The following is a 22655-nucleotide window of genomic DNA, read 5'->3' as shown; positions in this document are numbered from 1 at the left end:
GCTATTGTTGATGGTAACAAAAGCGGCAACGGGGTTCGTAACTTTCTTTTTCGCCCAGCATAAACTGTTTGTTGTTTTGCACAAGCCGGTAGCTGTACAATGCCGGACCTCCGCATTTTACACAAACCGCGTGTACCTTGGTAACATCTTCGGCAATGGCCATTAAAGCGGGCATCGGGCCAAAAGGTTTTCCTTCAAAATCCATATCTAAACCTGCAACAATTACCCTTACGCCTTTGTTGGCCAGCTTTATGCAAACTTCCGGAAGCTCCAAATCAAAAAACTGCGCTTCATCAATACCTACTACTTGCGAGTTTCCTCCGTAAAGTAATATTGCCGAAGAATGATCTACCGGAGTAGAGTGGATGAAATTTGCATCGTGCGAAACTACGGCAGTTTCATCATATCGGGTATCTGTTTTGGGTTTAAAAATCTCGATCTGCTGTTTTGCGATTTGCGCCCTTTTTAGCCGGCGGATGAGCTCTTCTGTTTTGCCAGAAAACATTGAACCACAGATAACCTCTACACTTCCGCCCAAATCAAAACGTCTCTTAAACCTGTCGTCATTCAACATAAATCGCCTTTAATTGTGCCCTGCGTTCGGCTAATATCAGAATTATATGTTATTTTTGATAGCGTTTTAACAACATAAACACCCAAAAAACGCGTTCCTATTATCATGATGAACAAGTCGCAGATTTTAAGAAAAATCGGAAATATTATTGAGGAATTAGGTGAACAACAGCAGTATTTAGCTAGTACCAGCAAAATAAATTTGTTGGAGCTGGAGCTTTTTACGGCTAATGCCGATTTTTTGATAGATCATATCGAGATTTTGAAAAAACTGAACGAAAAATCTTTCTATGAAGCTGCGCAGAACCAGCCTTTGGTAACGGAAGATTTGGAACCGGAGCCGAAAATAGAGCCAAGAGCAGTGGTTCAGGATATCCCAACTGAAGAAGAAAGCAAAAGTAAATTCCGTTTTTCTTTTGATGAAGAACCAACCGAGATGGTTTTTGATTTTGAGAAAAAAATTGCAGTTAACGAAGTATTTGACCGTCCGTTAAGTGAAGAAGAGCAAAAACTAATTGCAGAAAAAACAAGTGCACCGGAGGCATCTAAAGAGGAGTTTATTGTTTTGGATGATGTTAGGGCAGAAACAAACGACGAAGAAGCGGAAATTGCTAGGCCAGGGATTTTATTGGATAAAGAACCGGAGTTACAAGAGAAAGAATTATCTGGCGAGCCTGAAGCAACAGAAAAACCTGTGGTGGAAAACGTGAGCGTGACAGAAGAACAGCCTGTTGCAGCAGAAGCGCAAACGTCGCCAATTTTAAAAAGTGTACCGACAACCCCGCCTGCAATTGAAACGCCGATACAGCCCCGTAGCCCTGGCCCCGAACAGGTACCAGTGCAACATGTACCGGCACAAAACACACCTGTTTCGGGTTATGCCACAAAAGAAGAACGGCCTTTAACCCTAAATGAAATGCTTTCGGCGAAGCTTAACCAAGCGGCGGGCCATCAAAGTAGTAGGCACGGTGCAAAGTTAGAAGACCTGAAATCGGCGATAAGCATTAATGATAAAATGGTTTTTATTAAAGAACTATTTAACGGCTATAATTTGGCTTACAGCGAAGCCATTGAAATTGTTAACCGTTTTGAAAGTTTTGACGCGGCTGATAACTTTTTACAGAAAAACTATGCGGTAAAAAATGATTGGGAAAGTAAACAGCCAACAGTTGAGCGCTTTTACGAATATTTGCGCAAAAAATTTGTAGCCTAATCTGCATTAATTTAAATGGCTGTGCAAAAAAAAGCGCCCGCTAAACGCAGTGTTAAGCCACGCGCAAATACCGGAACGCGAAAAAAAGCCAAGAAGAAAACAACGTTTGGCATTAAAACAAAAGTTGTTTTGGTTTTAATTGTGCTGTTGGTTTTTTCGCCATTTTACTATGGCAAAGTGCTTAAAACAGCGGTCTCTACCGGCAGATGGTTTCGCGATTTATTTGTTTTTGACGAGTACCCGCATTACGAAGAATTTGGCATACGCATTCCGCGGAAATACTACGTCCACGGCATTGATGTTTCTTACTACCAAGGTAAGATAGATTGGGATAAAGTTGCTGCGGTGGATTATAATGGAGTCAAAATTTCGTTCGCGTTTATAAAAGCCACCGAAGGCATTACTTTGGTTGATTCTTATTTTCAGCGGAATTGGCGCGAAACCAAGAAAGAAGGCGTAATTAGAGGCGCTTACCATTACTTTAAACCGAAAAAATCAGGGATTTGGCAGGCACGGTTTTTTTTGCAGACTGTAAAAATGGAAGCTGGCGATTTGCCCGCGGTAGTAGATATAGAAGAAAGCGCGGGCTTATCAAAAGCGGAGCTGATACCCAATATTCAGGATTTTTTGGATGAAGTGGAACGAAAAACCAAAGCAAAGCCGATTATTTACACCGGCTACCAGTTTTACCGCGACCATTTGCAGGGCGAATTTGATGATTATCCACTTTGGGTAGCACATTATTACCAGCCGAAGTTGAAGTTTGGTAAAGAAACTGCTTGGCGTTTTTGGCAACATGCGGATAATGCAAAAGTTGAAGGTATAAAGCACAAGGTAGATATGAACGTTTTTAATGGCGAAGAGGAAGATTTAAGCGCTTTATTGATACAGCATATAAATTTGTAACGATGAAATTTTATCAAGAGACATTGGTTTTAGCGGAAAGAAGGAGAGGTTTTCATTTGATTACGAATGATGTTTTAAGGGCTATTCCTCAAATTTCTGAACTTAAAGTGGGGATGTTGCAGGTTTTTATTCAGCATACTTCCGCATCTTTAACCATTAACGAGAACGCCGACCCAACGGTGAGGCAAGATTTTGAGATGTTTTTTAATAAAACCGTGCGCGAGAACGATCCGGAATATTTGCATGATTACGAAGGATCTGATGATATGCCGGCGCATTTAAAAAGCTCAATTTTGGGAGCTTCGGTAAGTGTTCCTATTAAAAACGGAAAATTGGCCTTAGGAACTTGGCAGGGCATTTATTTGTGCGAACACCGAAATGCCGGCGGACGAAGGAAATTGGTGCTTACTGCCTGGGGAGAGCCGTCGGCTTAGATGATTTGTAATTAAGAGACAGGTTGCGTTAGGGATTGCAGTGTAAATCCTTTTTGCTTCTACCAGCAAAAAGATTGCAACGGAAAGCCCGCCCGAACGCCCAAAACAAAAAAGTCGCCCTATTTTTATAAGAGCGACTTTTTTATTGAGATGGAACTCGGTTATTTGATAAATAACAACTCTCTGAATTTTGGCAAAGGCCAAATATTGTCGTCAATCATCAACTCTAATTTATCTACATGGTAACGTATTGGCGCAAAGTACGATTTGATTTTCTCGTCATATGCGATTGCTTTTTCGCGTGTATCGTCCATTTTGTTGGCAATTTTGCGCTCCTCAATCATCGCGTGTACGTTGTCTTTAATAAAGTTTACGTGCTTAGATATTTCCTCGATAATTAACAGCTGAGCGCTGTAAGTATCTTTAGGCAAGCCTAAATCTTTTAAACCTTTAACGTTTTGGATTAAGTTGTTTTGATAATTTACCGCAGCCGGGATAACTACGTTGGTCACCAACTCGCCAATTACACGGCCCTCAATTTGAAGTTTTTTGTGGTATTCTTCCAACAAAATCTCATGACGGGCATGTGCTTCGCGTTCGGTGAAAACGCCGGTATCTTTAAAAACTTTGATAGATTTTTCGCTGATTAAAGCATCTAAAGCTTTTGGTGTGGTTTTAATGTTTGATAAACCGCGTTTTTCTGCTTCTGCGGCCCACTCATCGCTGTAGCCGTTACCCTCAAAACGAATATTTTTGGATTCTTTGATGTATTTGCGCAGTACGTTAACGATGGCTAGGTCTTTTTTCTCGCCTTTTTTGATCAGTTTATCTACGTCTGTTTTAAATTTCACCAACTGATCTGCCACGATGGTGTTCAAGATAGTCATGGCGTTGGCCGAGTTTGCAGAAGAACCAACCGCTCTCAGCTCAAATTTATTGCCTGTAAAGGCAAATGGCGAGGTGCGGTTCCTGTCTGTATTGTCAAATAAGATGGTCGGGATTTTAGGGATTCCGTGCCACATTAGCTCTTCCTCTTTTACCTTTTTTGCAATTTTTGCACTTTCTACTTCATCTAAAACATCATTAAGCTGGCTTCCTAAGAAGATAGACATGATTGCCGGCGGTGCTTCATTGGCGCCCAAGCGGTGATCGTTTGTTGCCGAAGCGATAGATGCCCTTAAAAGGTCCGAATGCTCATGAACAGCCTTGATGGTGTTGATGAAAAATGTCAAGAACATCAGGTTGTTCTTAGGCGTTTTTCCAGGTGCCAACAGGTTTTTGCCGGTATCTGTAATTAAAGACCAGTTGTTGTGTTTGCCCGATCCGTTTACGCCTGCGTAAGGTTTTTCATGTAATAAAACCTTAAAATTATGTCTTTTAGCCACTTTATCCATCAAATCCATCAGCAATTGGTTGTGGTCGATAGCCAAATTCATTTCCTCATATAATGGCGCGCACTCAAATTGCGAAGGTGCAACCTCGTTATGGCGAGTTTTTAAAGGAATGCCCAATTGCAAAGCCTCAATTTCAAAATCTTGCATGTAAGCCACCACACGCTCCGGAATTGAGCCGAAATAATGGTCTTCCAACTGTTGGTTTTTTGCCGAAGACTGTCCTAACAGCGTACGGCCGGTAAGTAGTAAGTCTGGGCGGGCATTAAACAAGGCTAAATCCACTAAAAAATACTCCTGCTCTATCCCTAAAGACGCGTTTACTTTTGTTACGCTTTTATCAAAGTAGTTGCAAACGTCTACGGCTGCTTTATCTATTATCGAGATAGCCTTTAATAAAGGTGCTTTAAAATCTAGTGCTTCTCCGGTATAAGAAACAAATACAGTTGGGATGCAAAGCGTTCCTCTGAATATAAAAGCTGGCGAAGTTGGGTCCCAAGCGGTATAGCCGCGCGCTTCAAAGGTGCTTCTGATACCGCCGTTAGGGAAGCTAGAAGCATCGGGCTCTTGCTGTACCAAGGCATCTGCAGAGAATTTTTCGAGCGGTGAACCGTCTGGTGCGGGTTCAAAAAACGAATCGTGTTTTTCTGCGGTGGTGCCGGTTAAAGGCTGAAACCAGTGCGTGTAATGTGTTACACCTTTGCTCATGGCCCAAGATTTCATAGCGGCCGCAATATGCTCCGCAATATCTCTTTCTATAGGCGTGCCGTTTTCGCCAGCGCTTACAATTGCCTGAAATGCTTCTTTAGACATGTAAGCTTTCATTTTCGATTTGTCGAAAACGTTTTGTCCGAAGTAATCTGAGATTTTGGTGGACGGAGCTTTTACTTCTGGTATTGATCTTCCCAATACGGATTGAAGTGCTTGAAATCTGATTATTGCCATTTTTATGAGATTTTTTTAGTGATTTTCTGTTTTTTTTAAATCAACGCCGTAAAATTATGTTGTTTTATGGTATAAATTCAAATTTTTTTAAATAAAAATATTATAAATAGGTGTTTTTTGTTCAAAATCCGTGAAAAGAGAGGTGTTGTCATCGACCTTTTTTGTGTTTTTAAGAATTTTTATAAGTTTTTTAGGTCTTTTCATTTCAAAAATACAATATTTTAAAACCATTTCCTGTCGCTAAATATTTAAAAAATAACAGCAAATTGGTTTATTTTTTAAAAATATGAATGATTTAAGTTGGTAATTCCTGTTAATTTTTGATTTTTTTATAAAAATTATGGTTAATATGTAAAATATTTTTGTGTTTTTAGCGAAATATTGAAATTGCGTGTGTCAAAAACGGTATAAATATTATAATTTATAAGTTTTTACTGTAAATTTTTGATTTTATCAGGTAATTTTTGTTTAACAACTCTAAAAAACACAAAAAATGAAAAGAATTATTCCGTTTTTATTCCTAATTCTAATTTCTGTCTGTTGTTTGGTGGTTCCTAACGATGCTGTGCAGAATATTAAAGATTTACAACTGGATACAGGTGATACCGCTTGGATGCTAGTTTCTACAGCGCTGGTTTTATTAATGACTCCGGGACTGGCCTTCTTTTACGGTGGTATGGTGCGCAAAAAGAATGTTATCTCTACCATGTTGCAAAGCTTCGTTTGCATGGGCTTGGTAACTATTCTTTGGGTGGTATTTGGTTTTAGTTTGGCATTTGGTAAAGATATCGGTGGCTTAATTGGCGATCCGCGTACGTTTTTTATGATGAAAGATACGCTGGGTCTTACCTCTTGGTCTTTAATGCCTACCGTACCTCTTGTTCTTTTTGCGATGTTTCAGCTCAAGTTTGCGGTAATTACTCCGGCTTTAATTACGGGCGCATTTGCAGAACGTGTTAGGTTTAACGCGTATCTAATTTTTATCACGCTGTTTGTGATATTTATTTATGCGCCATTGGCTCATGCTACCTGGCACCCAGATGGTTTATTATTCAATTATGGCGTGCTAGATTTTGCTGGCGGTACTGTAGTGCACATGTCGGCAGGTTGGGCAGCATTGGCTGCAGCCTTATTTTTTAAGAAACGCAGTGCGCAAGAGCATACGCCAGCGCGTATCAGTTACGTCATATTAGGTACAGGTTTATTGTGGTTCGGATGGTTTGGTTTTAACGCGGGTTCTGCCGGCGGCGCCAATGTTTTGGCGGCAACAGCTTTAGCAACTACTACCACTGCATCGGCAGGCGCGGCCATAGCCTGGATTTTCTTTGATATTTTACGTGGCAAAAAACCTTCGGCCGTTGGCGCTTGTATTGGCGCGGTGGTAGGTTTGGTGGCCATCACTCCCGCAGCAGGTTTTGTAAGTATCACAAGTTCTTTATTAATAGGTTTTGTAGCTGCGGTGGTTAGCAACTTGGTTGTTATCTGGCGTTCAAAAACTAATATAGATGATACTTTAGATGTGTTCCCTTGTCACGGAGTGGGAGGTATGGTGGGTATGCTATTAACCGGCGTATTTGCAAGTCAAAATGTAAACCCAGCTAACACCACTGGCAATGGCCTGTTCTTCGGCGAAACTCACCTGTTTTTCACCCATTTGCTTGCGCTAGTTGCCGTTTCTGTATTCGCATTTGTAGGCTCTTATATTCTGCTTAAAGTTACCAATGCTATTATTCCTTTAAGAGTAAATGCCGAACAAGAGCTGGCGGGTCTAGATCTTTCTCAACACGACGAAGAACTTTAAGCAATTACAGTTAAACTTCTTTTAAATCCATTTAAATACTTAATACAAAAAATATGAAAAAAATAATTTACACCATAATCGCTATTTTGTTCACTGGTTATATTGCCAACGCACAAACCGACTCTACATCAACACCACTCGAAATATCAGGTTCTATAGATACCTATTTTAAATATGATTTTGCAAAAACAAGCAACATCCCGACCAGTTTCGTAAACGAGCAGAATTCCATTTCCTTAGGGATGATAGATGTGGCCTTAAAGAAAACTACCGGTAAAGCTTCTTTTGTGGGCGAACTTTCTTTTGGACCGCGTAGCGAGTCTTCTATTCCCGTAGGTAATTTCCATATCCAAAATTTATACGCCTCTTACGCTTTTACGGATCAATTTAGCATGACTGCCGGTTACATGGGCACATTTGTAGGCTATGAAGTGATATCGCCGGTGCCTAATTTCAATTATTCTACCTCGTACTTATTTGCGAACGGACCTTTCCAAAATGCCGGTATTAAAGCAAATTACCGTTTTTCGGACAGGTTTAGCGTGATGGCCGGCTTGTTTAACGATTGGAATGTGTACCAAGACCTAAATGGCGTTTCATCTTTTGGTGCACAGGTATTTATTTCGCCGGTAGAGGGTTGGTCGGCGTATTTGAATGTGCTTACCGGAACTTCTGCCAGCGGAAAAGGGACTTACGGTTCTGGCACTGTGCTAGATTTAACTACTACTTACCAGATTACGGAAAAAGTTATGGTAGGATTAAACGCCGCAGATTACGATCAGGGGACGAGCACGCCAGACGGAACCGAGTATTCTGGCCTAGCAATTTATCCTCAGTATAGTTTTACCGATAATTTTGCATTGGGTTTGCGCGGCGAATATTTTAAATATAAAGATGTTGGCGCAGTGGAGGGGGAAAGCATAACCGCATTTACCCTCACAGCTAACCTAAAAGCAGGTGGTTTGCGCTTTATTCCAGAACTTAGATTGGACAACTCAAAAACGAATACTTTTGGCTTTGTGAAATCAGATGGCACGGCGACTAAAACCGCGTCGCAACTGTCACTAGCTTTAGTTTATGCATTTTAGCTTTTTAATTCGCATAAAAGCCCGCTTGAATATTCAGGCGGGTTTTTTTATGGAATGAATTTTCGGAAAAAATAAATCTCCCTAAAGATAATTTAGTAAAATATCTATCGTTATAAGAGAAAACCAATTCTAAATTTAAAGCTATGTTATTCCCAAAAACTGATGTTAACAGGGTGGAGTGGCTCAACCTTGTTTTCGAAAACCGCAATCAATCTTACGGCGCCTACATTTTACGGAGAGATTCGGGCAACTATCTCCTTAAAGCATTATTGTTTACATTTTGTTTGTTTGGTACAGGCATTCTGTTGTCGTTTGTTTTCTCTCCTAAGCAAGGGAATTTTGTCCCGGGTGTAGCTCCGCTCGAGCGACCTATGGTTTTGGATGATATCCCTATCATACCTATACAAGAAGAGCAAACTACACAACCGAAGGGAGAAGAGGCATCGCCAAAAACCGTGGAGGATGTACAGCAAGTTAATTTTGCAGGCAATGCAAAACCGGTTGAGGACAATTTAGTAACAGCAGAGGTGCCAACAGCCGCGCAAATAGCGCAAAGCCTAATTGGTGCGGATGATGTGAAAGGCACTTTGGCCACCAGCGGTGAAAACGGGATTGCAAATAGCGGGTCGGACGGAGCTGGAGCAGGCACGGGCCTTGGCAGCGAAGATGCGCCAGTTGGCACGGCTTTTTTGGAGATGATGCCCGAATTTCCCGGTGGCATGGCGGCTTGGAGCAACTTTCTCACTAAAAACCTGCGTTACCCAGCAGCTGCAGCAGAGGCTGGAATTAGCGGTAGGGTGCTTGTTTCCTTTGTGGTGGAAAGGAATGGTGAAATCAGTAATTTAAAAGTTGTAAGGGGCATTGGCGGCGGTTGCGATGAAGAAGCTATGCGGGTGATTAAGAAATCGCCATTTTGGAAACCGGGGATACAAAACGGCCGGGCGGTTAGGGTAAGTTATATTATGCCCGTTGTTTTTAGGATGCAGTAGGAGAGTTGATAAATGTTGTTAATTTTAGGAGCCGCTTATTGTAAAATAAGCGGCTCATTTAATTTATAAGGAATTTAAACAATATGTGGAAAACACTGAGTATTAGCGAATGGGAAGAGATAACTGTTAAGAAAAACACCACTATATTTTACAAGTATGATTACCTAGAAACAATCTCGACTACTTATAATTTAAAAATAAACCTTATGGGGTATAAATCAAAAGGTGATTATTTATCTTTTATATCCTTTTTTTCTAAGGGGAAAGATATTATAATCCCTGAAGGATTTTCATACTCACCATTTTATATAGAAAAAGGAATAGCGGAACAGATCTATTTTGGTATATGCGATAGCTTAATTGTTAATCTTAAGTCAGATTTTAAAAAGATTTGCTTTAAGTTAGAAGTTGATTTTTTTGATCTAAGACCATTTATCTGGAATAACTTCAAGATTGAAGTAAGGTACACACATATAAAAAACAATAGCCTAGCTCCTCACTATAGTATAAATAAAAATCTTTCTAAAATCGATTTATATGAGTTTGAATTTGTTGCAGAGGATACGTCTGAAAAATCTGTCGATATTAATCTTAACTTTTTAAAAGCTTTAGGAAGCAGTCCGTCTCATATCCATCATTACAAACAACTGATAAATGGATGGTCGAAAAGTGGCTATTTAAAAGCATTTAATTTGTATAAAAAAGGGGAGCTTATAGCTTCAAATTTAGTTTTATTTGATTATCCGAAAAAGAAAGTTTACACCATACTTTTAAATAATGCGAAGACAAACGAAAAGTTTAGCCATACACTTTTGTATTATAACCAGATTAACTGGTGCTATGAGAACGGATTTACGGAGGTTGACTTGTGTGGAGCCAACATCCGAGGTATATCAATATTTAAGTCTTTTTTCAATACAGATTTGAAGATGTATTTTATAATTTCATATCGCCCGTTTACAGGTTATCTAAAATCTAAATGGAAAGTTGTGTTTAATAAATTGTATTTAGCTAAAGGATATATATTAAACAAGCTTCCATAGAAACGGATGGTAGTTTCAATTAAAAGCTAATGTTTAAAGAGGTTTCTACAGACGTTTGGGATACTGAGCTTAAAAGGGCTTGACTGTACCGCTTATTTTATATTGCGTTTAATACCACAAAATCAATTTAAAAAGGAGATAAATGCTTTTGTATACATTAAAGTTTTAAAATGGTTAAATGCAAATGGGATAGAGATCCTAGATTATATGGGCGCTAATATGAGAAGTATTGCCGAATTTAAGGCCAGGTATAATCCGACATTAAAACCTTATTATATTGTAAAGCATACAATAAACGGTAAGAAATTTTTGAATGAACTAAAAGCGTTTGTTCGAGCTTTTTTTATAAAAAATTTGGAATATTGATCTACGACATGAGACAGAAAGGTTCTGATTATATTTTGGTTTTGCCTAGTTGGTATCCTAGTAAATTAAGTATATCTAATGGTGATTTTAATGAAAGATGGGTAAATGCAGTCGCACCATATGAGAAACAAATTGTAATTTACGTTGCTACTAAAAAAGGAAGTCAGCTTTCGACTGATGAACATTTTGTGAATGAAAATGTCATCACATTTAAGCGTTATTTTCCAAATTCTCGATTAGACATAGTTAACGGCGTTAATTTGATAATTAATTATTTGGCTGTTTTTAAAATTGTTTTTAAAAAATACGGTCTGCCGAAATTAGTACATAATTATGTGTTTTTTCCATCTGGTATATTTTCGTTATACCTTAAATGGAAATACAATCTCAAACTGGTTTTAACAGAACATTGGTCTTTGTTCAATGAAGCAGAGAATGCTGCTTATAATTTTAGGAAGCAAAGTATCTTTAAAAAGCTTGTTTACAGGCTTATTCTTAAGAAATTTGATCTTGTTATAGGTGTTTCTGAAGGTTTAACCAACTCTGTCGCAAAGTGGACAAGAAAAGCTTGTAGACATTATACAATGCCAAATGTCGTTGACGTTTCATTATTTTATTGTCAAGTTAAAGAAAACTCAGAAACTGACTTCACGTTTATCCACGTTTCCAGTTTTGCAAAACAAAAAAACACTTTGGATATTTTAAAGGCATTTCATTTATTATTGTCAAACGACAATATTACTGCAAAGCTCCTGCTAATAGGTGGACATCAAGATTCTATAGATGAATATCTTTTTGAAAATCAAAATATTAAAAAATACGTTATTGTATCTAAGCATGTTGCTTATAATAAAGTTGCAGAATTGATGAGGTCTGCTGATGCATTTGTTTTAAATAGTGATTATGAACACATGCCTTGTGTTATTTTAGAGGCTTTGTGTTGTGGACTTCCCGTTATTTCTACCAAAGTAGGGGGTGTTGCAGAAGTAATAAATAATGAAAATGGAATATTAATTAACAAAAGAAGTCCGGTGGAGCTTCAAAACGCTATGCTTCAAATGGTTAGAAATCCAACTTTTTACAACAAAGCAATGATTTCCTCCCAAGCAATCGAGAATTTCAGTTATACAACAATCGGAAAAAAAACAGCGGACCTCTATAAGGAATTATTAAAATAAACTACCTCAATAGATAAATTTTTCCGATGTCTTTTTTGAAAAACCTTGAAGTGTTTGCTTCGTACCTCCTTTTCATGGCGCTTCCGTCGTTATTTTCAATTGTTACCTTATAAAAATAAACTCCGTTTGCCAACCTATCACCAAAATTATCCGTACCATCCCAAACATAATCAGATATATTATTTCCAATTTTAATATTTCCTAATTCATCTTTGTTTATTTCTTTAACAACTTTACCCGACGAATTGAATATTTGAATAAAGAAGTTGTCAGGTACTTTAGCGCCAGTAACTTTAAAAACAAATCGAGCACTATTTACAACTGGGTTTGGATACGGAAGTATATCGGTGACGCTTTGTTCGTTCACAACAGTAAAGTTGGTAACGTGATCCATTTCATTTTTATTGCCAGTGACATCCCGTGAACTGATTTTTAGGGAATATTCACCGTCCGATAGAAGCCCCGTTCTAACCAGATATGTCATGTTGTTTTCCTCAGTGGTAGCTTCGGTTTGCACACTTATTTCATTTGTGCCGAAAAACAATCTTTTGTAATCGCCTGCGTCATGTTTCTTGAGAAATATTTTGACTAGTCCTGTGTCGCGCATTATCAAAAATTTATTCTCATCAACTAAAGAGACACTTATATTTGGATTCGGGGATACAACCTCACCGTTGATAATATGTTTGCCGTCAAAAAGAACATCTACCAATGGGTTTTTATTATCTGCAATTACCTTGAAGTCATAATTTATATAATTATTAAAGTCAAATTGATCTTTCTGATTTCTGGGAATAAGGTGTAGTTGCAAAATGTTGTTCCCGGCTAAGCCAAGGGTTGGAAGTGAAAACTGGGCTTTGGCATCTGTTTTTGCTAGAATTGGGGAAACGGTAAGAATTTTTCCGTTTATTATAGATCTATCTTGTTTGGTGACCTTATAATAAAGATCTAAAGAATCACTCAATATTTCTTTTAAATTACTGATACCCACACCTATTTTTATTGAATCACCCTCGTTAATTTGTTTTGAATAAAAATAGTTTTCAACCTGCGGATTAAATGAAGTTTCCGGATATCCTTCATATATGGTTTTCCAAAAATTTAAGGTTGGAGCGGTAAACTCCACATTGTCTGATATTTCCGCTCTAATCTTGATAAAAGGGTATTCGTTTGCGTCTACATCTGTTAAGTCGAAAGTGAACATTTGACCCGATTTAAGTATCTCTTCTATCCCATCTCTTTTTACTCCGATAACATTGGCTTTAACAATATCATTTGGCGAGATATTGAATTCGACAGTTGACTTATACCACTTTTTGGCCGGGCCAATTTTCTCAGACGTATAGGTCCCGTTACTCCAGGGATATGGGATGTCGTACAAAAATAGGATATCTTCGGTTGCACTTGCACTTAGTTCTCTAATAGAGCCGCTATTTTGTGGTACACCTTTTTTGCCCACGAAAACATACGGTTCACCATTGTTTACGCTTTCAAATAAAGACAAGCCTAAATTTTTTAGAGCAAATTTCGCGATCTCGGGTAACATTTTGGGTGCGAAGTTCAGGCCGCTTACACCAAAAACATTGTAGTTGAGAGGAATGTTATTGATGTATCGGACAAGTGAATCGACATCTGTCAAGTTATTAGTGTCAAAATAGAAGACGCCTGAACCATTTATACCATCGTTTTTAAAATTATAGGGGCTCGGATAGTTTAAAATCTTTGTGCTATTTGTCGAATCAATCGCCATAATAGCAAGACCATTGAACTCCGAGCCATTGTACGAGGGTGAAGCATTGCTTCCTCCTACCCGAATGCGTCTTTCTGCGGTAGTCGTAGAATTTTGTCCACGGGTGCTAAGCCTGATAGGAAAAACAGTATTTGTAAATTTAAAATCGGCTGTAATATTTTTTAGAGTAATACCCGAAAATTGATGATGGTGAGCTTGGATCCAACCTTCTTCACTATCAGGAATATATGTGAATGAGCTATTCTGCCACTGACCTCCATCGGTTATTTCTGCATCAAGTTTTGCTCTCCAATAGTATACTTTGTTTGCCTCAAGTGACACATCGGGCTTCCAGCTTGCGAATAAGTTGGAGCTAATTTTTCCAGATGTTTTTTTCCAGTTACTGTCAAAAGTACCTACTGTGTCGATTTCAAACAAGTAGACAGCTGTTTTTGTAAACAAGTTATTAGATTGTACTTTTAGTTCAAGATTATCTTTGGACAAAATACTGTAAGGAATAGGCGATATGATACTTATTCCGTTCGAAGCAAGATAGATTGAAAAATCGGCGACATTATTTAATTCATTCAATTCTGATATCTCATTTTCCGGGTCTATTTTTATCGTAAACCTATTGTTGCCGGAAGCGTTCGCAAGACTATTAGGGATGTTGAAATGAAGCGTATCCGTATTGTATAGATTGTTGAAAGATTGATATGGATACTTAATAATCGTATTATCGCTTAGTGTTCTAATTACTTCCACTTTAACAGAATCTGGTAATGCTTTTCCAATGTTCTTGACTATTAATGATAATGTAAAAGATGGCGAACTTGCCGTTGCATTACTTTCGACCATTGAAATATTGTTCGGTGAGATTTCATAGTCGGGTTTAGTAGGTGCGTAAAAACTTAGTGAAGGATCCCCTAGGTAGATTGTTTGTTGACAATGAATTTTATTAAGATTATCAGTTGGATTTTGATAATTACGAATGCCGGCTGAGAGATTTGAAGCAACTGATTGTCCGTAATTGGTTTTAAATGTTTTTTGATAAAACGCATTTGCCAAACCTGATAAATATGAGGCCACACCTTCACTGCTTGTGCCAATCCATCCGATTGCACCACGCTGTTTTTCTAAAATAAACTCTTCGCCTAAAGAAGCACTAGTAAATGCGTTCCCTGTGCTGCAACCGTTAATGTAATAAAATAACACTTTTTCTATATCTTTTGCTCGTCCTACTGATACTGCCGTTCCAGTAGTACTACCATGACCCAGAAAAGTAACCAAGCTAGCACCGGTTGCAATCGTATTGTTGATTTTTTCAGTGAGATTATCCGTAATTGGATCTGTGACAGTTTTGTAATATGTGATGGTATGCGAGCCGAAATATTCTTTATCGGATATCTTTGAAAGATTTCTCAAATATGCAGAGAATTGTGTATCTTCACCACTGTTTCCACCACCTGTAATATTTATAATTGTCTTTCTCCATAGCTCGCTTGGTTGCTGTTCGAAAATTTTAATTTTCTCTAAGTAGTTCTCAACGTCTGCACTGTTTTTAGCAGGAAGCCTGCCGGTGGCAAGTGCAGGAGCCAAATTGTCGTCTTCCAGTTTTGAGGTAATCCCGATATCAGAAGCAGGAAATCCAAAAGTAGGCACTAAGTCATCTTCTAGATTTTGTTTTACATATTCGTATCCTTTACCTACCAGAAACAAAAACTCTGGTTTTGTTTCCGCTTTCTCCAATAAAAACCTGCAGTAATTACGAATTGCTATAGCGCTGTGGACTCCATATCCAAATTGGTTATAAAGCTCTTCAGTGCTGATTACAGATGTATTTGTTCCTCTAGTTGTCTTATACGCAGCTATTTTTTTTGAACTTTCTACCAAAGAAGGGTGTGTTACAATTAGCATTTTAGCGTCTGTTGTATTTGGATTTACCAAATTTATTTGTAAGACCTCAAGATTGGTGGCACGTATAGCGGAAGCATCAAAAACTATGTATGTATTAGAAGTGTTTTTAACTGTAAACGTAGTGGATGAGGCATTTTTGATACCAGCATATATCTCAGAAGAAGCGGGGTTAATGACAAAGCTACTGATCCACGTATCTGTGTTTGTAAAGTTTAAAACACAGTTTGTATTACTGCTGTTTAGTTTGAATTCTAAGAAGTTTACTTCCTGTGCGTTAAGCGTTCGCGGGTATGTCAACCTAATATAAGATGGCGCTTGGAAGTCTGTAACTGCCCCAATGTCGTTTATCGAACTAAAAGTGACGTTTGTATTTTGATTAAGCACTGTAGTAAGCGCCTCCGCTATCCGCACAGTTTTGTAGCCTTTAAATTTTGTGTCTTTCACAACAAGATTGTCTACAGATACCTTTAAATGATGGTTATTTCCAGAAGGATCCGTAGAAGACGCGTTTGATCTGCCTGCAACAAAGCTTTCAAAAACAGGTTTAAATGTGCTAGATGAGTTGAAATTTGGTGTGCTGAGCGTATGGGTTTGGCTGGTTCCTATACTGAAAGTTTCACCTAAATATCCCTCGCCTTCAATGTAGTCAGAAAAAGTCATTACATCTAAAACATATTGTCCTGGATAGTATTGGCTCGAAAAATTTTTCGAGACCGTGTAGATAATTTCATTTTCCGGCGAAATTCCAGCGGAACTTAAATTCAGGTTCTGATAACGCTTTCCGGCATTTTTAGAACTATTGGTAATATAATAGCTTGCAACATCATCAAATAAACTCACTTCTGGATTAGGTTGTTCGCCAGGTTTGTATAAATCGCTATCAATTTTACTATTGTCAGGATTTCCGTAAAAAAGGATATAGTCGTTTTCATTGAAATCATTGTCTTCATCCCCTATAATGTGCAAAGGAATTTCTTTTCCGAGATAAAAGATTTGGATTCCAACGGTAGAAGTGCTTTTGTCGAAAAAACCAATATTTTGAAGTTGAGTGTAGGTTATTTTGTAGATGCCTTTTTCGCTAATTCTAATTTTCGCATAAGATTGCCCAGCGTGTAACCATTCATTGCCATAAATTGATTGAGCATAAGCTTTATTATATATAGTGATGGCAAAAAGGAAACACAACAATCCGGTAAACTTTAAAATATTCACGGCGCTATTTCCATTTTGAAAGCTTAATAGGGTGGACATAAAGTGTGTCGATTGGGAAATTTTCTGTTAGGTAAAGTAGTGATTTTTTATATTTTTTCTCGCATTCATTGTGACTATAGTACCAATATGTTTCACCTTTGTATTTGGTGTCGATTTCTGAAACTATCTTCGGATAAGCAAAAGCGATTGATGTCGGCAGTGCGAGTTCGACAAACAAATTTAAAGCAGCGAAAGCTCCACTGTAACTAATGAAGTTTTCTTGATGTTTTGCCGAGATAACAATTACGTCGGAATAAGAACCGATTAGAGGATATTTTAAAGGTTTCGGATATACTAAATTGGGTATGTTTTTTAGTAAAAGTTTAATGCCCTGTAAATTATGTCTTATGCCTTCTTTAAATCTTATCATCGGTTTTGGAAAAAACATGCGCCTCGGTATCTTATAGGAAAAGTCAAAACCATGTCTATTTAATAGCATCTTCGCTTCAGATTTGGACGGTAAATATTTTTCTGAATGAAAACCAAATTGGATAACATCGAATTTTTGGGCGTCGGCAATACTATTCCAATATGGAGCATAGGGTCTCGAGGGTCTTGTTTCGGAGGGGTCGGATAAGAGGAAAGGACCGGGAATAAACGCTGTGTCTTCATTAACATTAAAAAAGTTTTTGAAATTAGTTTCTTCTATACTAGGGTTTAAAAATACATCGTCTCCGATTATTAAATAGTATTTAAAACCTTCTTTTTTTATTTGGTTGAGTGCTGATGAGATATAACCTTGAAAGAAGCAGGATTTTTCAAATACGTTAATTACATTCGGTAGATTGCCATTGTAAAATGGGATCACAAAAAATATATTCTTAAACCTGTTACCATACAAAAGTGTTAAGGGTTTTATGTTGGCGGTATAATTATGATTAAAAATTATTACTAGTGCAACTTCTTTCATCTTATCTGAAGAGTCAGGATTTTTAACAACGATGTGTTTTTAATATAGCTGTTTAAAAGCAGGAGACAAGTTACAAAAGAAATTATCATTACCCATAATTGAAAAAAACGGCTGACCAAGTTGTGTAGCGGTATAGTTATACAGTAAGATATGGCCAAACTGTATATTATGAGTTGTAATAAGCCGTAGTCTAGTGTAATCTCAATTTCGCGACGTGCGTTTTGATAAACGATTGCGAATACAGTAAACTCTGCACAGAGACAGGCTATACTAGCGCCAATATATCCAATTTTCGGTGTTAGAATAAAGTTCAGAATTAAGCTTATCACAAAACCCATAAGCGTTGCCAGAAATATCTTTTTTTCTTTTCCAATGGGCATAAGAAACTGAATTCCGAATACATTGCATAAACCGATAATCAGAGGTAAAGGAGACAAAATCCGGAGGGCATTTTCAGTATCTCCGTAATTTTTTCCAACCACAATGTTTAGAATCTCCTCCGGAAACAACATACAAAAACAACAAAAAGGAATTGTAGTCAACAAAACGATGCTACAAGACATGTTCATCAAATCTTTAATTTTGTTTTTGTTTCCAATTGTGCCGAGACTTGTAATTCGCGGAATTAATACTGCGCCCACAGAAACAATGCATACAGTGACAATTTTACTTATTCTTAAACTGGCTTCGTAATAGCTTACTTGTGTAACGTCTGTATATACTCCGAGAATTATCGTATTCAACAAGGTATAAGCGCTTACCGCGATGTTTATAAGAAACAAGATTGCAAGAGGTTTTAAATGCTTTGTTAGTTCAAGTTTTGAGCAGACTGGACTATGGTATTTTCTTAAGTAATAAGCGAAGTTGATAAATGCATTGGTTACGTTGGCAAAAACTAAAATAAAATAGTAGACAAGCTTGTCATCGTTTGCTTTAATTAGCCAAAACACTGAAATCACGCTTAGAGTTTTAATCAATACAGAACGCTTGGTGATGTATGCGTAAAGTTCCATTCCTTGATAGAACCATTCTATCAAAAAAGATGAACTTATAATACTTATGCACCCAAGTTTTATTAAGTCGGTGTTGTTTTTAAGCTCTGGAACAAAGAATTTTAACAACAAAAATATCAGTGAAAAACAAATTGCGAGCAATAATTTAATTGAAATTAATTCCAACACTAATTTTGATCTTAGTTCTGGTTTATGTTTGATTTTAGAGATTTCCCTTATACCATAAAAAGGAACGCCTAAAGCTGAAAAAATTATGAAGTATTGTGTGAAAGCATCTATAAAGAGCACAGAACCATAGCTTTCAACCGAAAGTGTTCTTGTGATGTACGGAAAGGTGAATAGAGGAAAAATAATTTTTGAAGACGACAGCAAAACATTGCTTATAATGTTTTTTCTAATGCTCATCTTGTAGTAATTTATATAATTCTAAGCTTTTTTTTATACAAATGTCCATGTTGTAATAGTCCCATTCGCCAAATCGACCTAGTGTATAGATGCCAATCTGCTTTAGATACTTTAATATAGTGTCTTTGCTCGTATTATAATTTTTATCAAAGACAACATAGGCATGGTCCGAAACATTATGATCAAGGGGAGTTTTTAAAAACGGATCTTTTCGTCCGCAGTTCGCCATCTCATCGTAGCTCCTTTCTCCGACGGCTTCAGTTATCGTGTAGCTTTTTTGACTCCCAGCAAAATTGCTAATATGAATGTATCGATGAAAAATCGATTCAGGCTCAGGTATATATGTCCATGTGTTCGATGTTTGTGCAGATTCCCATAACATTGTGGTTATTCTGTTGTATCTCAGTTTTTGCGCTTCATCAACAATTTCTAGGGGACAGTTTTCTATCAGAGAGGGTACAATATTCAGCGGTAGTGTGTTTATGATTAAATCATAATGTTGTGTGTCATTAATAATCCATTTTTTATTCCTATTACTGTATCTTATCGAAAAAACATTATAACCGAATAATATTTTTAGTCCGTCTGCCAAAGCTTTGATGAATGTATTCGTTTGATTATTCTTTGGGTAATAAAACAGTCGGTGACTCATGTTGTCTTTTAATTCGTTAAAAAGACTTTGCATGAAAGCTTTGCGGTCAGGAATTGGGAGCTTTTCTTTTACCCACTCGTGCGACATTTCTTTTGGCTCAATATTCCATATCTTACGATTGTAAGGAATAAAATATTCTTCGGCTAAAGTCTTACCGAAACTGGATACAAACCAGTCTTCTAAGTTGTGAACGTTTGATAAGTCTTGTTGGGCTATAAGATAATCTTCTATAATTTTATACGCCAGCTCTGGATTAAAAGCATGAATTTCTCGTACTGCAAACTCAATTGGATAAGATATTTCTCTGTTTTTAAATTGAATGGAAGATTTTCTTTGGATTAAATCCCACTTTTCTTCGGGTAGTATCTTGGAAAAAACGAAAGCTAAAACGTCTAAATGCTTAGAGTTAAAGCAATGTCCCCCAACTGTATGATAGGGTATCCCATCGAAATTTTTGGTTTTCGCAATCCCACCGGGTTCCATATGCCTCTCAAGTATTTCAACTTCATGTTGAGAACTTAACAATTTGCCTATGCTGAGCCCGGATATACCAGCACCTAGTATCCCTATTTTCATCCTTGGAGGTCAACACGATTTTGTGTTTTATTTTGTTGTTACAAACAACCAAAAATTTTACAATAATAACAAATTTATCGAAGGAAGAAGCGTTAGGATTTTAGCAACATCCACAGGTGTTTCCTCAACAGGCAAGGGAATGGCTAACAGGTATCTCGGACATGACTTATACATATGGATACTGCGTTCTATAGAGAGGGCGAAGCCACCCCAACTACCTCGTCTTAAACGCAACGCTGTCTTTAGATACGCTTACTCCGGTGTTTTTAGTTTCAACCTTGGCTCCGTTTTTATCAACGGTGACGTTGGTAGCGGGTTCTGTTGCCGCATTATGGCTTGGTGTGGGCGAGTCTTGCGTTGTTTCTTTTTCTACCACAACGGTATCTCTGTGGTCTTCTGTCTTTTTTTCGTTATTGCAGGCGCTTGCTGCAAGCATTGCAAAACTTAAAGTTGCTAAGTATAAATAATTTCTTGTCATGGCTTGTTTTTTAATTAAGAAAAAGCAAATGCAATGCCATTAAAATCAGTTGCGCAATGGTTTGCGCATTTAAGAATATAAGCTGGCCCAACATTTTATAAGCCAGCCCAATTTTACGATTGGCATTTTCTATATTTCCACGGGAAAGTTTTTAAAATCCCAATCTGGTGGCTTATTACAATAATCGAATGCAAGCCGGTTAGCTTCTACCTCTACACAGTGGTTTTGGTGATGATAATGTTTAAAAAACCGACTGCGTATCGCGCTAAACAGACTACTAACACCAATCTTCAAATAAAACTTCACCAGCCCCAGCTTCTGATATTGCAATACGTGGCCAAACTCGTGTTTTAGAACAGGTAACTCACGCCCGGCAGAAAAGGCTCCCTCAGAAACAAAAATCCCGATATTTGGCAAACACAGCTCATGATGAGTTTTTATGAGTTTAGTTTCGTAAATACTCACGCCTTCAAATGTGCCAACGTGTTTAAACAACGGCCTTTGTGTTTGATTGTTCTTTATCATTAAACAAAATTAAGCCCCAAGCTTTTATTGATAATGAGCTGTGTTATCCTCAACTTTTATACCCGTCTAAAGCAAATGTAAATAAACCAAAATACCCCAACTTTTTAAGGTTAGGGCATCTATAATGATCAGTTAAGGCCTTGCGATTAGCTTAATGATAAACTTCGTTACGCAACAAATGGTCCGCAATGACTAAAGCCGCCATAGCTTCAACAATAGCAACGGCTCTTGGTACAACGCAAGGGTCGTGTCTGCCTTTTCCTTTAATCTCCGCGGCTTCCCCGGCAGCGTTAACGGTTTCTTGGTTGGTCATAATGGTGGCCACCGGTTTAAACGCAACCCTAAAATCTATGTCCATTCCGTTAGAAATGCCGCCCTGAATGCCGCCCGAATAATTTGTTCTGGTGATTACTTTCCCGTTTTCGTCGTTTAAGAAAATGTCATTATGTTGCGATCCGCGCATGGTTGAGCCATCGAAGCCAGAACCATAATCAAAACCATGTACAGCATTAATGCTCAGCATGGCCTTACCTAAGTCTGCGTGCAGCTTATCAAAAACCGGTTCTCCCAAACCAACAGGGCAGTTTTTGATAAAGCAAGTTACTTTACCGCCAATGGTGTCGCCTTCTTTACGCACGGTATCAATCAAGTGGATCATCTCTTGGGCCGTGGCGGCATCCGCACAGCGGACGATATTGCTTTCGCGTTGTGTTACAAATTTTGCGACATCCAAAACTTCCGCTTTTGGCGCATCAATAAAACCTACGCTGCTTACATGTGCAACCACATCAATGCCTTTTTGCTGTAAAAAAAGCTTCGCCAGCGCACCTGCTGCAACACGCGCTGCAGTTTCACGTGCCGATGAACGTCCACCGCCACGATGGTCTCTAATGCCATATTTACTTTGATAGGTAAAATCGGCATGAGAAGGCCTGAAAGTGTCTTTGTTATGATCGTAATCTTTAGATTTTTGATCTTCATTCGGGATAAGCATCGCTATCGGCGTGCCGGTGGTTTTGCCTTCAAAAACTCCCGATAAAATTTGCACGGTATCAGATTCTTTCCGCTGTGTAGTAATTTTTGATTGCCCAGGTTTCCGTTTATCCAGCTCTTGCTGAATAAACTCTAGGTCAACTTGGATATTTGAAGGACAGCCGTCCACAATTACGCCAATGGCCACGCCGTGCGATTCGCCAAAGGTTGTAATCTTAAAAAGCTGACCAAATGAATTTCCTGCCATGTTTTTCTTTTTTAGTATCGAGTATTGAGTAT

17 protein-coding genes are annotated in these 22655 nt (G+C 38.0%); 8 read left to right on the top strand and 9 right to left on the bottom strand.

The window, feature by feature from the left end:
* Window position 1 precedes the first annotated feature (1 nt).
* Window positions 2-574, bottom strand: a complete 573-nt coding sequence (locus tag BCY91_RS02720; protein ID WP_120180501.1) for a thymidine kinase — start codon at window positions 572-574, stop codon at window positions 2-4.
* Between the two features lie 105 nt (window positions 575-679).
* Between BCY91_RS02720 and BCY91_RS02715 the strand changes: the two genes are divergently transcribed.
* The 3 genes from BCY91_RS02715 to BCY91_RS02705 are packed head-to-tail and all read left to right on the top strand — an operon-like array spanning window position 680 to window position 3126.
* Window positions 680-1786, top strand: a complete 1107-nt coding sequence (locus BCY91_RS02715) for a hypothetical protein (RefSeq protein ID WP_120180500.1) — start codon at window positions 680-682, stop codon at window positions 1784-1786.
* 15 nt (window positions 1787-1801) lie between these two features.
* Window positions 1802-2692 carry a glycoside hydrolase family 25 protein gene (locus BCY91_RS02710; RefSeq protein ID WP_120180499.1) on the top strand — a complete coding sequence of 297 codons (891 nt, stop codon included), beginning with the start codon at window positions 1802-1804 and terminating at the stop codon, window positions 2690-2692.
* Window positions 2693-2694: 2 nt separating this feature from the next.
* A complete protein-coding gene (locus BCY91_RS02705) occupies window positions 2695-3126 on the top strand; it encodes a secondary thiamine-phosphate synthase enzyme YjbQ (protein WP_120180498.1) in 432 nt (143 codons plus the stop codon).
* A gap of 161 nt (window positions 3127-3287) precedes the next feature.
* On the opposite strand, the gene BCY91_RS02700 is transcribed toward BCY91_RS02705, so the two are convergent.
* On the bottom strand, window positions 3288-5462 hold the full coding sequence (locus tag BCY91_RS02700) for a glutamine synthetase III family protein (protein WP_120180497.1): 2175 nt from the start codon (window positions 5460-5462) through the stop codon (window positions 3288-3290).
* A 493-nt stretch (window positions 5463-5955) separates the two neighbouring features.
* On the opposite strand from BCY91_RS02700, the gene BCY91_RS02695 reads away from it, so the two are divergent.
* The 5 genes from BCY91_RS02695 (at window position 5956) to BCY91_RS02670 (ending at window position 11927) form a co-directional block, all read left to right on the top strand.
* Window positions 5956-7263, top strand: coding sequence for an ammonium transporter (locus BCY91_RS02695; protein WP_120180496.1), 1308 nt, complete (start codon window positions 5956-5958; stop codon window positions 7261-7263).
* Between the two features lie 53 nt (window positions 7264-7316).
* Window positions 7317-8351, top strand: a complete 1035-nt coding sequence (locus BCY91_RS02690; protein WP_120180495.1) for a porin — start codon at window positions 7317-7319, stop codon at window positions 8349-8351.
* 143 nt (window positions 8352-8494) lie between these two features.
* The gene (locus tag BCY91_RS02685; protein ID WP_120180494.1) at window positions 8495-9340 is read left to right on the top strand and encodes an energy transducer TonB; all 846 of its coding nucleotides are present in this window, start codon (window positions 8495-8497) and stop codon (window positions 9338-9340) included.
* Between the two features lie 83 nt (window positions 9341-9423).
* Window positions 9424-10383, top strand: coding sequence for a GNAT family protein (locus BCY91_RS02680; protein WP_120180493.1), 960 nt, complete (start codon window positions 9424-9426; stop codon window positions 10381-10383).
* Between the two features lie 374 nt (window positions 10384-10757).
* Window positions 10758-11927, top strand: coding sequence for a glycosyltransferase (locus BCY91_RS02670; RefSeq protein ID WP_120180491.1), 1170 nt, complete (start codon window positions 10758-10760; stop codon window positions 11925-11927).
* A 1-nt stretch (window position 11928) separates the two neighbouring features.
* Here the strand turns inward: BCY91_RS02670 and porU2 are convergent, their stop codons facing one another.
* The 7 genes from porU2 to aroC form a co-directional block, all read right to left on the bottom strand.
* Window positions 11929-16785 (bottom strand): putative type IX secretion system sortase PorU2, encoded by a 4857-nt coding sequence (gene porU2 / locus BCY91_RS02665; protein ID WP_182995288.1) that lies wholly within the window; start codon window positions 16783-16785, stop codon window positions 11929-11931.
* A 4-nt stretch (window positions 16786-16789) separates the two neighbouring features.
* Window positions 16790-17734, bottom strand: coding sequence for a hypothetical protein (locus BCY91_RS02660; RefSeq protein WP_120180489.1), 945 nt, complete (start codon window positions 17732-17734; stop codon window positions 16790-16792).
* On the bottom strand, window positions 17731-19152 hold the full coding sequence (locus BCY91_RS02655; RefSeq protein WP_120180488.1) for a flippase: 1422 nt from the start codon (window positions 19150-19152) through the stop codon (window positions 17731-17733). The genes BCY91_RS02660 and BCY91_RS02655 overlap by 4 nt, the downstream gene beginning before the upstream one ends.
* Window positions 19142-20380 (bottom strand): protoporphyrinogen/coproporphyrinogen oxidase, encoded by a 1239-nt coding sequence (locus BCY91_RS02650; protein ID WP_120180487.1) that lies wholly within the window; start codon window positions 20378-20380, stop codon window positions 19142-19144. Before BCY91_RS02650 ends, BCY91_RS02655 begins: the two co-directional genes overlap by 11 nt.
* 214 nt (window positions 20381-20594) lie before the next feature.
* The gene (locus tag BCY91_RS02645) at window positions 20595-20858 is read right to left on the bottom strand and encodes a hypothetical protein (protein ID WP_120180486.1); all 264 of its coding nucleotides are present in this window, start codon (window positions 20856-20858) and stop codon (window positions 20595-20597) included.
* Between the two features lie 129 nt (window positions 20859-20987).
* Window positions 20988-21383: a hypothetical protein gene (locus tag BCY91_RS02640; RefSeq protein ID WP_120180485.1), complete on the bottom strand. Its 396-nt coding sequence runs from the start codon at window positions 21381-21383 to the stop codon at window positions 20988-20990.
* A gap of 151 nt (window positions 21384-21534) precedes the next feature.
* A complete protein-coding gene (gene aroC, locus BCY91_RS02635; RefSeq protein ID WP_120180484.1) occupies window positions 21535-22623 on the bottom strand; it encodes a chorismate synthase in 1089 nt (362 codons plus the stop codon).
* Window positions 22624-22655 lie beyond the last annotated feature (32 nt).

Origin of the sequence: Pelobium manganitolerans (assembly GCF_003609575.1) — a bacterium.
Lineage (GTDB): Bacteria > Bacteroidota > Bacteroidia > Sphingobacteriales > Sphingobacteriaceae > Pseudopedobacter > Pseudopedobacter manganitolerans.
This window is presented reverse-complemented; position numbering and strand designations above follow the sequence as displayed.